This window comes from Candidatus Caccoplasma merdavium (genome assembly GCA_018715595.1).
In the GTDB taxonomy this organism is placed as follows: domain Bacteria; phylum Bacteroidota; class Bacteroidia; order Bacteroidales; family UBA11471; genus Caccoplasma; species Caccoplasma merdavium.
Genome location: DVLI01000003.1, coordinates 17384 through 29299, shown reverse-complemented (window position 1 = coordinate 29299; position 11916 = coordinate 17384). Strand labels below are relative to the sequence as shown.

General features: G+C 55.1%; 10 protein-coding genes. 7 read left to right on the top strand and 3 right to left on the bottom strand.

Annotation, left to right across the window (positions count from 1 at the left end):
* Nucleotide 1 precedes the first annotated feature (1 nt).
* Nucleotides 2–1450, top strand: a complete 1449-nt coding sequence (locus tag IAD09_00640) for an O-antigen translocase (GenBank protein ID HIT80744.1) — start codon at nucleotides 2–4, stop codon at nucleotides 1448–1450.
* Between the two features lie 45 nt (nucleotides 1451–1495).
* Here IAD09_00640 and IAD09_00635 read toward each other — a convergent pair whose 3' ends face one another.
* Both IAD09_00635 and IAD09_00630 read right to left on the bottom strand, forming a co-directional pair.
* Nucleotides 1496–2596 carry a glycosyltransferase family 1 protein gene (locus IAD09_00635; GenBank protein ID HIT80743.1) on the bottom strand — a complete coding sequence of 367 codons (1101 nt, stop codon included), beginning with the start codon at nucleotides 2594–2596 and terminating at the stop codon, nucleotides 1496–1498.
* Nucleotides 2593–3405: a glycosyltransferase gene (locus IAD09_00630; protein HIT80742.1), complete on the bottom strand. Its 813-nt coding sequence runs from the start codon at nucleotides 3403–3405 to the stop codon at nucleotides 2593–2595. Before IAD09_00630 ends, IAD09_00635 begins: the two co-directional genes overlap by 4 nt.
* 136 nt (nucleotides 3406–3541) lie before the next feature.
* On the opposite strand from IAD09_00630, the gene IAD09_00625 reads away from it, so the two are divergent.
* The 3 genes from IAD09_00625 (at nucleotide 3542) to IAD09_00615 (ending at nucleotide 6615) form a co-directional block, all read left to right on the top strand.
* Nucleotides 3542–4495 carry a glycosyltransferase family 2 protein gene (locus IAD09_00625; GenBank protein HIT80741.1) on the top strand — a complete coding sequence of 318 codons (954 nt, stop codon included), beginning with the start codon at nucleotides 3542–3544 and terminating at the stop codon, nucleotides 4493–4495.
* A gap of 93 nt (nucleotides 4496–4588) precedes the next feature.
* Entirely contained in the window at nucleotides 4589–5617 is a 1029-nt protein-coding gene (locus IAD09_00620; GenBank protein HIT80740.1) for a glycosyltransferase family 2 protein, read from the top strand.
* A gap of 167 nt (nucleotides 5618–5784) precedes the next feature.
* Nucleotides 5785–6615, top strand: a complete 831-nt coding sequence (locus tag IAD09_00615; GenBank protein HIT80739.1) for a hypothetical protein — start codon at nucleotides 5785–5787, stop codon at nucleotides 6613–6615.
* Between the two features lie 81 nt (nucleotides 6616–6696).
* On the opposite strand, the gene IAD09_00610 is transcribed toward IAD09_00615, so the two are convergent.
* Nucleotides 6697–7761 carry a M20 family metallo-hydrolase gene (locus tag IAD09_00610; protein HIT80738.1) on the bottom strand — a complete coding sequence of 355 codons (1065 nt, stop codon included), beginning with the start codon at nucleotides 7759–7761 and terminating at the stop codon, nucleotides 6697–6699.
* A 396-nt stretch (nucleotides 7762–8157) separates the two neighbouring features.
* On the opposite strand from IAD09_00610, the gene IAD09_00605 reads away from it, so the two are divergent.
* The 3 genes from IAD09_00605 (at nucleotide 8158) to argB (ending at nucleotide 11898) form a co-directional block, all read left to right on the top strand.
* A complete protein-coding gene (locus IAD09_00605; GenBank protein HIT80737.1) occupies nucleotides 8158–9957 on the top strand; it encodes a long-chain fatty acid--CoA ligase in 1800 nt (599 codons plus the stop codon).
* A gap of 44 nt (nucleotides 9958–10001) precedes the next feature.
* Nucleotides 10002–11112, top strand: a protein-coding gene (prfB, locus tag IAD09_00600; protein ID HIT80736.1) for a peptide chain release factor 2 whose coding sequence is annotated in 2 segments (ribosomal slippage) — nucleotides 10002–10064 and nucleotides 10066–11112 — 1110 coding nt in all. Because the reading frame shifts where the segments join, the coding sequence is not laid out codon by codon here.
* 18 nt (nucleotides 11113–11130) lie between these two features.
* Nucleotides 11131–11898 (top strand): acetylglutamate kinase, encoded by a 768-nt coding sequence (gene argB / locus IAD09_00595; GenBank protein ID HIT80735.1) that lies wholly within the window; start codon nucleotides 11131–11133, stop codon nucleotides 11896–11898.
* The last annotated feature ends 18 nt before the right edge of the window (nucleotides 11899–11916 follow it).

The following is an 11916-nucleotide window of genomic DNA, read 5'->3' as shown; positions in this document are numbered from 1 at the left end:
GATGCAACAGAGCGAATCGACATCGATGTATCGTCGCATTGTGAAGACGACCGGTCTCCTGGGCGGCGTGCAGGTGCTTTCGATACTCTGTTCCATCGTGCGCAATAAGTGCATCGCCCTGTGGCTGGGTCCGGCCGGGGTGGGGGTCATCGGTCTTTACAATGCCACTATCGAGATGTTGTCGGCCCTTACGGGACTGGGATTGCGGCAGAGTGCCGTGCGCAACATCTCGCAAGCCCGTACCCGGGACGAAGCCGCCTTGGCCCGCATGGCGAAGGTGTTGCGGCGTTGGAGTTGGCTGGCCGGCCTGTTGGGGGCGGTGGTCATGCTCTCCACGGCTCCGCTGTTGAGCCGCTTCACCTTTGGCGATGAGGCTCATATTTGGGGGTATATGTGGCTCTCCTGTGCGCTCCTGTTCAGCGCTCTGACGGCCGGCGACCAAGCCATATTGCAGGGCACGCAGCGCCTGCGGCAGCTTTCCAAGGCCGGGGTCATGGGCAACCTCGTGGCTTTGCTGGTGTCATTGCCGCTCTATTATTTCTTCCGATTCGAGGGGATTGTGCCCTCGCTTGTCCTGTCGTCGGGAGTGACTTTCTTCTTTGTGTGGATATACAGTCGCAAAACCGTCGTCCGGAAAGTCGAAATCTCTTGGCGCGAGACTTGCAAGGAGGGGCGTGTCATGGTTGTGTTGGGGGTGTATATGACGGTGAGCGGTTTCCTCACGACGTTGTTCAATTACCTGTTTGTCGGTTTCATACAGCGCACGGCCGGAGCGGCCGATTTGGGGTATTACCAGGCGGGATATGCAATCGTGACGCGCTATGTGGGGCTGGTCTTGGCAGCGATGGCCACCGAATATTATCCCCGCTTGGCGGCCGTGAGCGACGACCATGCGACACTGGGTCGTCAGATTTCCCGGCAAATCGAAGTGGCGCTTCTGTTGTTGGTGCCTATCGTTTCGCTCTTTCTTGTCTTCCAGGAGTGGGTGGTGCGGTTGCTCTACACGGCCGAGTTCCTTTGCATGGAGACTTTTTTCTCTTGGGCCATGGTGGGCGTCTTGTTCAAATCGATTTCCTGGGCCATGGGATTTGTGCTGCTGGCCAAGGGCGACGGGAAACTCTATCTCGTTACCGAACTGGTTTCCGATTTCTCGGGGCTTCTCCTCAATCTCGGCTGTTACTCTCTGTGGGGACTCGAAGGAGCCGGCGTTGCCTATTTGCTCAATTTTTTTATTTATGGCGTGATGATGTGGGTCGTGTGCCGTCGGCACTATGGCATACGGTTGGGACGCTCGTGGTGGGGTGTCGCCTTTTGGGGCGTGCTCGGCTGTTCGGCGGTCTCGGCCGGTTACCGCATCGGGACGACCTTCTCCCTCTCCTTGTCGGTCGTCTGTGCTGTTGTCGCCACGTCTCTGGCCTTGTGGCGGTTGAAACGCCGTCTGGCGGTGTAAGTCCGCAGCGGATTGTCCCTTTTCTCCTTTCGATGGCGTAGGGAACTACATTCTTTCCCAGAAGTCGACATACCGGCGGGCCACGTCGATGTGGTCGTGGTGCCGTTCGACAAAGGCGCGGCTCTCGGCGCACCGTTGTGGCAGGGTGTCATGCTCGGTGATGATCTGCTCGAAAAGTCGATACACCTGTTGCTCATCGGGAAGGGCGTTGTAGATGGGGCGGAGCCGTTTTTCGCCGATGAAGTCGTAGTATTCGGGTTCGGCACCGCTCACGACACAAAGCCCTTGCGCCATGGCCTGCAAGGCATTGGTGGCCGGGGTGTAGGAGTAGAGTTGGTCGATGAGGACATGCGACGAGCGCATGAGTTGCAGGTACTCGGGCAGGGGAACCGACACCACCCGCCGCACTTCGCAGGCATCGGGATACTTCTGTTCGATTTCGCGCAATATCCGGTCGAAGACGTCGGTGCCTTTCAGCGGGCTGCGGTCTTGCTGTATGCCGATGAAAAAACGCACCTTTCCGCCATCTTCCCATCGGGCATCGGTCGATTCCGTGGCGGGCAGGTGTATGGGAATGGGCAGGTAGGCCAGTTTTTCCCGATAATCGGTTTCGTAGCTGACGTAGTATTCATAGAGACAGGCGGCGATGCCGTTGCAGCGGTCGGCCATGTAACGGTTGAGGCTTTTCAACGGGTCGCTGTTCCACGCCGCTATGGTTTCCCGGCAGCCCGGGTAGTCGCGCAGATGGTCGCCGACATAAAAGTCGGAATATCGGAAACGCCCCTCTTGGCAGGCTTTCACATAGAAATAGTCGGTGCCGAGGGCGTCGAGAAACACCTTGTGGTTGTGGCGGAGCAGGAAGTCAAATGCCCGGCGGTTCTTCTCGGGGCGCAGTTGCAGAAACACCGGGTTGTTGAGTTGCACGACATCGTATCCGCGAAAGCGGGGCAGGTAGCGCAAAACGTCGAAGAGGTAGCGCAGCGACCCGGTAATCCCGTAGCCGGTGCGTCGCAGGTCGATGTCGCGCCGATTGCCCATCCAGCGGCTGCCGTTGGAAGCGACGGTGACGTCGTGACCCAGGGCGCGCAGCCCTTCGGCCAAGGTCCAGTGCAGGTTGCTGGCTTCGCCCAGCAGGAGAATCTTCATCTTTCGCGACAGTGTTTGAGGTAATAGACAATTCCGCTCCAACTTTGGAACAGGAGGGTAAAGAAGCCGGCTTTGCGGTGACAAGCCCCCGCGAGGGCGAATTTGAGCATGCGCAGCCAGGCGCTGGCCCCGTAGATGTGGTAATTGACCGCTCCCTTGGCTCGCATCACCCCCTTGTCGGTATAGGTGCGACGACCGGTGCTTTCGTAGGGATAGTCGACGATGTCGTAGGGGAAAAGCCATACCGAAAGGCCGGCTTTCACCGCATCGTGCACCCACACCTCTTCTTCCCCGCAACGGAGGAAATCACTCCCGAGGCCGAAGTGCTCGTTGAATCGGATATGCCGGGTACGCTCGGGTCGGAATACTATTTCGATGGAGTTGGGATAGAAACCCTTTGGCCTTTCCCCATACGGGCAGATGGTGTCGGCATACCTTTTTACGGGGGAACCTCCCTGCGTGTTGATTCTGAACAGGGCAACGTCGGTTTGCGGATAGGCTTCGAACGTGGCGATGATGCGGTCGAAATATTCCTCCCTGTACCGGCAGTCGTCGTCGACAATCAGCGCCAAGTCGCCCGTAGCGGCATCGAGGCAGTGGTTGCGGTTGCGGCTCAGACCTTTCCCTTCGAGAAAAATCACTCTCACGTCGGGTCGCTGTCGCAGCACGTCGGGAACATGGCCGAGAAACTTCGGGTCGGTATATTGCATCGAGACGAGATATGAAATGTCGGGACGTGCGGGCAATAAGATGTCGGGCACGCGGGCAATCCGTTCGTCCAAGGTGCATATGAGGAGTTCGAGTTTCATCGCCGAAGGTTAATTCCTGGCAAATATAGTTTTTTCAATCGGAATATATGCGTATCTTCCGCTCGAAAAGGAACGCTGCAAGCGACAAATAATCTTTCCTCCGAAAAATAACCGGGAAGGAAATGCGTTTACGATTATGATGGAAATAACGATTGTCATACCGGTATATAACCGAGAACGGCTCCTGCCGCGGACACTGGCTTCGGTGGTGGCGCAGACCTACCGCCCGTTGCATGTGGTATTGGTCGATAATGGCTCGACCGATGCCACTCCTGCCGTGTTGCGGGATTTCGAGATGCGGCAGTCGGCTCCCGATTTCAGGGTGACGGTGTGCCGGGAACCGACCCCGGGAGCACCGGCGGCCCGCAATGCGGGGTTGAGGCAGGTCATGTCGGAGTGGGTGATGTTTTTCGATTCCGACGATGAGATGGCTCCGCAGTTGGTCGCGAATTATGTGGCGACCATCACCGGAAATCCCGAAGCCGACCTGGTTTACACCGATGTGGAAATCGTCGACGAGCGCGGCGTTGCCCGCATAAAACGTTCGCCTCGAAAAATCAATGCGCATTTTCTGTGTGGACACATCTTCCACACCTACCTCTCGACACAACGCTATGTCGTGCGTCGGCGGCTGCTCGAATCTGTCGGCGGCTGGGACGTGCGACTCTCGTGCTGGAACGATTGGGAACTGGGCATTCGTCTTTTGTTGCATACTTCCCGCCTGGTGAAGGCCGGGGCAGCCAATCCGCTGGTCCTTGTGCATGCGCATGGCGATTCGATTACGGGAAACAGCTTCTCCGACAAGGTCGATGCCCTGCTGGCGAGCGTCGATGTCGCCGAGCAGACCGTGAACGCCTCGAACCGGCGTGACAAAAACCGACTGTTGAACTGCCTTGTCTATAAAAAAACGGTTTTGGCCGCCCTTTGCACACGCGAAGGCAGTCCGCGGGGCGCACAGCTTTTTGCCGAGACGATGCAACATCTCGCTTCGCCCCGGCTCAGCCTTCTTTTTGCAGCAGGTTACCGGTTGGCATGTCGGGGAATAAGGGGCACCTCCCGTGTCGTGGAACTCTTCTTGCGTTGCCATTGACCCCTGCACCATATCTTACGAGGAAAGAAGATGCCCGAATTTTTCGGGGAGTACCGAAAAAATCTCTATCTTCGCCTTTTTAAAGATTGTCCCATGCTCGAAGTCAGTATCATCATACCCGTATATAACGGATTGCCCTATATCGACCGTTGCCTCGAAGCCATTGTGGCCTCGGGGGTGTCGGCCGACAAATACGAAATCATCGCCGTCGATGACAACTCGACCGATGCTTCGCTCGAAAAACTCCAAGAGTGGGCATCGAAGGTCGAGAATATGCGTGTCTACCATCGGCGCAAGGCCGGCCCCGGAGGGGCCCGTAACTTGGGACTGAACTACGCCAAGGGCCGTTACATCATGTTTGTCGATGTCGACGATTTGGTGCATTCGGCCTCTTTGGCCCAGTTGCTCAACAACCTCATACCGTTGTATAGTCACCAGATTATCGGTTTCGATTGCGTCAAGGTCGATGCCGCCGGGCAGGAGACACCCTTTCAGAACTTTGTCTTGCCTTACTGCCGCGACATTTCGGGTCCCGATTACATGGCGCGTTATCCGCTCTGCGGCGTGCTGTGGAGTTATCTTTTCAATCGTTCATTCCTTTTGAAGCTCAATGTGCGGTTTCTCGAAAAATGCGTTCTCGAAGACGAGGATTTCGTGACCCGGGTTTTTGGTAGAGCCGAGCAGGTGACATTCTTGCCCGTGCAACTTTACTATTATTATGCCGAGAACAAGTCGGGATTGAGCAATATACCCGATCCGGCCCATCAGTCACGTCTCATGCACGACCGTTTGATGGTGATTACCGGCTTGAAACGTATGCGCGAGGCCATCTGCGACCCGCAGCTCGAAGAGGGCCTCGACCGTAAACTTAGTGACCTTGCGGTCGATACGATACGCATTCTTATCAGCAAGCCCTATGATGAGGAGCAGATAAGCGCGGCGCTCGACACCCTTTCAAAACTCTCGCTCTATCCTGTCCCGCAAGGCGATTATGGAGGCGCCTATAACCGTTTGCGCCGGGCCACCGATACGCCTCGTAAGGTTCTGCGCTGGAAACGCCGTCGCTCCTCCCGGTTGTGGCGTTGCTGGGCAAGCCGGTTCCTCCATTTGCGGCTGGGTTAATTGCCGGATGTTTCTCGGTTGGAACGACCGCCATGGCTTTGTCGCAAAGAAAATGGCGATAATGAACAACAAATCCGAAAAAATCATTACATTTGTCGAGAAACCGATTTTCAAGAGTCGGGACAATTATCTTTTTGTATGTTGTCATCTAAAAATTTTATTCACTTATGAAAAAACTGATTTTAGCATTGGTCGCTGCTTGTTGCACGGCGGGAATGCTCCGGGCACAGGACGTCGTTCCGGCCGATACATTGAAAGCTCAGCCTGTTGTCGCAACGGTAGAAAGTCAGCCTGTCGTTGAAGAAAAAGCCGAGACACCCAAGGAGCCCAAGGAATTCAAGGGGCGCCGCAAGTATTTCAACATCGGTTATGCCTGGGAAAAACTCGATGCCGTCGATTATAAGTCGAAAGAGGAAAGCGAATTGGCTGCGTTCCTTACATGGGGAAAAACATTTTACCTGCATAAGAAACCCATTGCCAATATGTTGAAAATAGGTCTCGATTTTACATGGATGGATATCACATATGCCCGATATGACATTGAAAGTTGGGAGGAATCGACCGACGAGTGGAGCGGTATGAGAACGTTTTATGAGGTCGAGTCGGATATGCACCGCATCGATTACGGAATGCATTTGGGCCCGTCTGTGACGGTAAATCCCGTGAGCGCATTGTGCGTCAATGGGTACTTCCGCTATGCCCCGACTTTTGCCATGAGCATGACCAAAACCGGTGATAGCTGGGATATGGGCTATGGATATGCCTCCCTGTTTGTTACGGGTGCTGCGGTTTCTTATAAAGCCATTTCATTGGGTATTGAATATCGCTTCGGCAACACCAAGATGAATGTGCTTTCTCTCGATCCCGATGACTTGGCCATTGAAGGTGTCGAAGATGTGACCAATGTGGGAGATGCGATGAAGGAGATATTCTCTTCGACCGAAAAGACCAAATATAAACTCAAAGACCTCCGTCTCTATATCTCTTTCCGATTCTGACATAGCCGGGCTTTACCATCACAACAAGCCGCGTCGCAACCCGTTGGGGTCGCGACGCGGCTTGTTTTTTCCTGAATGGGATCAGAGGGAGAGTCCGTCGAGCAATCGCAGGTATAGGGCAATGGCTTGGCGTATCTCTTCTTTGTCGATATATTCTCCGGCCGTGTGGGAACGCTCCGAGGCTCCCGGGCCAATCTTTACCGTGGTGAAGGGCATTTGGGCTTGGTCGGAGAGCGTGGGGGAGCCAAACGGTTCGAGTTGCAGCATGGCGGCACGTTGCATGAAGGGGTGTTCCCGGTCGATGCGGGAGGAGTTGAGGCGGAACGAGCGCGGCACAATCGTGCAGGGTATGGCATCGCGCAGCAATTCAAACGCCTCTTCGTTGCTGTAAAGTTCGTTGGTGCGCACGTCGACGACAAACTCGCAGCGGTCGGGAATGACGTTGTGTTGCGTGCCGGCTTTTATCTGTGTGACCGAGAGCTTTACCGGCCCCAGCATGCGGGAGACTTTGGGAAAGGCGAATTTGCGGAATTGGTCGATGATGGGCATCGCTTCGTAGATGGCGTTGATGCCTTCGTTGCGGGCGGCATGACCCGACTTGCCCATCACGGTGCAGTCGAGGACCATGAGGCCCTTCTCTCCGATGGCCGGGCGCATGCCGGTCGGCTCGCCGACAACGCCGAAGGTGATGGGAGGTAACTCTTTCAAGGCCAGTGCCACCCCGTTGGCTCCCGAGACCTCTTCTTCGGCCGACGCCAGGAAAATGAGGTTGTAGGGCTCCTTTCGGGAGGCCAGCACGATAAACGCCTGTAAGAGCGACACGAGGGACGCGCCGGCATCGTTGCTCCCCAATCCGTAGAGGCGGTCGCCGTCTTCCCGGGGGGTGAATGCTTCGCCATGCCAGCCGTCGACCGGTTTCACGGTGTCGTGGTGGGAATTGAGCAGGAGGGTGGGGCGTCCCGGTACAAAGCCGGGGGCAATGGCCCACACGTTGTTGGCGGCGCGTTGCGGGGTGAAACCATATTCTTGCAGATACTCGGCGATGAGGTCGGCTGTGGCACTCTCTTCGCGACTCGGTGAGGGAGTGGCAATCAGTTTGCACAACAGGTCGACGGCCGGATAAAAAAGTTCGTTCGGGTCAATCATGTCAATCTTTTCTTTTTTTGCAAAAATAGTGAAAGGCGAGAGCAGAAACAAACGGGGGAAACGAAGTTTTCGAGTCTGGTTATGCCGAGCTGCCTCCTGTTTTCTGTAAAAATAGCGAAAGGCGGGAGCGGAAACAAACGGGGAAACGAAGTTTTCGAGTTTGGGTATGCCGAGCTGCCCTCTATCTTCTACAAAAATAAGCATAATTTCAAAGAAAAATCCTTTTGTGTCGAAAAAACAAGTTCCTTCATGGAACCCCCTTTTTCCCCTTGGCAAAGGGCCTTTGGAATATTCTGAATGGGTTGTTTTGCTATCTCTATATGTCAAAAATGGCGAAAATGAGGTGCAGATACACTTTTTTGTCTTACCTTTGCGGCTGATTTTGTAATAAAAGGAATGAGAGAATATCCATTATTCTATACGGTGGCCCGTCAGGCCCGCCGATATGGCAATAGAGAAGCATTAAGATATAGAACCCCCGAAGGCGTGTGGCATTCCATCTCTTGGACCGCATTTCATGACCGTGTGCGGCAAGCTGCGCGGGCCATGGTGGCTATGGGGGTTTTCACGCAGGAAAATATAGCTACTTACACCCCCAACAAGCCCGAAGGTTTGGTGGTCGATTTTGCCGCCTATGCCAATCGGGCGGTCGTCGTGCCCCTGTATCCCACCGGTTCGCTCGAACAACTTGAATATATCGTGCGCGATGCCGAGGTGCGTTATCTCTTTGTGGGAGAGCAATATCAGTATGATAACGCATGGAAAGCCATGTCGACCTGCCCCACCCTGAAACAGATTATCATCTTCGACCCGGCCGTGCAGCGTGCCGCCGATGATTCCACGTCGATTTATTTCTCCGATTTCCTTTCGATGGCTTATCCCGGAGCCGAGACCGAATTGGCGTGTCGTGCCGAAGGCTTTTCGCTCGACGACCTGGCCAGCATCATCTACACCTCGGGTACCACGGGCGAATCGAAGGGTGTCATGCTCACCCACCGCAATTTCTCCGAGGCCATGCGCATGCACCTCGACCGTCTTACCATGTGCAGCGATGCCGACCTCTCGCTCTGTTTCCTGCCGCTCACGCACGTTTTTGAACGGGCTTGGACCTACTTCTGTCTCACGTCCGGCATTCGTGTGGCCATCAATCTCAATCCCAAAGAGATACAGACTGTCATCAAGGAAGTGCGGCCCACTATCATGTGCAGCGTGCCCCGTTTCTGGGAGAAAGTCTATACCGGCATACAGGAGAAGATGGCCGAAGTGCGGGGCATCAAGCGCCGGCTCATCGACCGCGCTTTTGTCGTAGGGCGCCGTCGCAACCTCGACTATGTGCGTCGCAACCGACGCGTTCCCCTGTGGCTGGCCTGCCAATATGCGTTTTATGACCGCATGGTTTTCTCGAAACTCAGAAAGGCGGTCGGCATCGAGAACGGCAATATCTTCCCCACGGCCGGAGCCCCGCTTTCCGATACCATCAATGAGTTCCTGCACAGTTGCGGAATAAACATCCTTTACGGTTACGGCCTGTCGGAGACGACGGCGACGGTGTCGTGTTTCGAATTGACCGGTTATCATATCGGTTCGGTGGGTACCACGCTGTCCGACGTGCAGGTGAAAATCGGAGCCGACAATGAGATTCTCGTCAAGGGTCCTACGGTCATGAAAGGCTATTATAAGAAACCCGAGGCTACGGCACAAGCCTTTACGGCCGACGGTTGGTTCCGCACCGGCGATGCCGGACGTCTTGATGCGAATGGAGCCATCGTTCTCACCGAACGCATCAAAGACCTCTTTAAAACCTCCAACGGCAAGTACATCGCCCCCCAGGCCATCGAAGCCAAACTGGGCGAGGATCGTTATATCGAGCAGGTGGCCGTCATCGGCGACTGCCGCAAGTATGTCACGGCCATCATCATACCGGCCTTTGAGGCCATCAAGGAGTATGCCGCCCAAAAGCAGATACAATATCGTAACCTCGAAGAACTGGTGAAGAACCAAAGCATACAGAAACTGATTCAAGAACGCATTGCCGTGTTGCAGGCCAATTTTGCCCGCTTCGAGCAAATCAAGCGTTTTACCCTTCTGCCCCGGGCGTTCAGCAAGGAAAATGGAGAGATTACCGACACGCTCAAACTGCGCCGTGCCGCCATATATCGCATTTTTCATGCCGAGATTGAGGCCATGTATGCCTGATTTGTTATCTTTGTGACGAATGTAAAAACACAAGACATATTTTTATGATTACCACAGAACAACTTAAAGAGACAGAAGAACGCAAGTTGGCGTTGAGGAGGTATCTTTGACATCGACTCGAAAATAATTCAAGTCGAAGAAGAGGAACTGCGCACCCATGTGCCCGATTTTTGGGACGACCGGAAGAAGGCCGAGGCGCAGATGAAAAAAGTAAAAGATATCCGTTTTTGGATTGATAAATACCGTGAGGTCGAAAAATCGGTCGAGGAGTTGAAACTCGCCTTTGACTTTGTCAAGGAGGAGGTCGTCACCGAGGCCGAGCTCGACGACATTTACCAACGCACCCTGACCCTTATCGAGGACCTCGAATTGCGCAATATGTTGCGCAAGGAAGAAGACAAGCTGGGAGCCGTGCTCAAAATCAACTCCGGTGCCGGCGGCACCGAGAGCCAGGACTGGGCCGAGATGCTCATGCGCATGTATCTGCGCTGGTGCGAGGCACACGGCTACAAGACGGCCATCGCCAACATTCTCGAAGGCGATGAGGCCGGCATCAAGTCGGTTACCATACAGATTGAGGGCGACTACGCCTACGGCTATCTCAAAAGCGAAAACGGGGTGCACCGTCTGGTGCGCGTCTCTCCCTACAATGCACAGGGCAAGCGCATGACTTCGTTTGCTTCGGTATTCGTTACGCCGCTGGTCGATGACAGCATCGAAATCAACGTCAACCCTGCCGACATTTCGTGGGATACCTTCCGTTCGGGCGGTGCCGGCGGGCAGAATGTAAACAAGGTCGAGTCGGGCGTGCGTCTGCGTTACCATTTCAAAGACCCCTATACCGGCGAAGAGGAGGAAATCCTCATCGAAAATACCGAGACCCGCGACCAGCCCAAGAACCGCGAGAATGCCATGCGCCAGTTGCGCTCGATTCTCTATGACAAAGAGTTGCAGCACCGTATGGCCGAGCAGGCCAAGGTCGAGGCCGGCAAAAAGAAAATCGAGTGGGGCTCGCAGATACGCAGTTATGTGTTCGACGACCGTCGGGTCAAAGACCACCGCACCAACCACCAAACCTCCGACGTGCAGGGCGTGATGGACGGCGGCATCGACGACTTCATCAAAGCCTACCTCATGGAGTTTGGCGACCAATAAAAAACAGGAAGAAACATCATGGAAAAACTCATACTTGTCAAAGTGGGCGGGAAAATCGTCGAAGAGCCCGATACCCTGCAACGCCTGTTGCACGACTTCACCGCCATCGAAGGACATAAACTGTTGGTGCATGGCGGTGGCCGTTCGGCGACCAAGGTGGCCGAGCAGTTGGGCATACCCAGCCGCATGGTCGGCGGGCGCCGCATCACCGATGCCGATATGTTGCGCGTCGTGACCATGGTCTACGGCGGATTGGTCAATAAGAACATCGTCGCCGGTCTGCAAGCCCTCGGCGTCGATGCCCTCGGCATGACCGGTGCCGACCTGGACATTCTCCGTTCGGAAAAACGTCCCGTCAAGGAGGTCGATTACGGATTTGTGGGCGACGTCAAGGCCGCACACGGCGATAAACTGGCACGACTCATTGCCGACGGGGTTGTCCCCGTGCTGGCGCCGCTCACGCACGACGGTCACGGCCAGCTGCTCAATACCAACGCCGACACCATTGCCGGTGAGGCTGCCAAGGCTCTGGCTCCCTACTTCGATGTAACGCTCGTATATTGTTTTGAGAAAAAGGGCGTGTTGCGCGACGAGAACGACGACGAAAGCGTGATACCCTCTATCGACCGACCGATGTTCGATGCCCTTGTGGTCGACGGTGTGGTGCAGGGAGGTATGATACCCAAGCTCGAAAATGCCTTCGAAGCCATTTCGGCGGGCGTGAAGGAGGTGGTCATCACCCGTGCCGACGCCATCTTGTCGGGTGGAACCCGCATCGTGCGATAGAATATCGACCGTGTTACA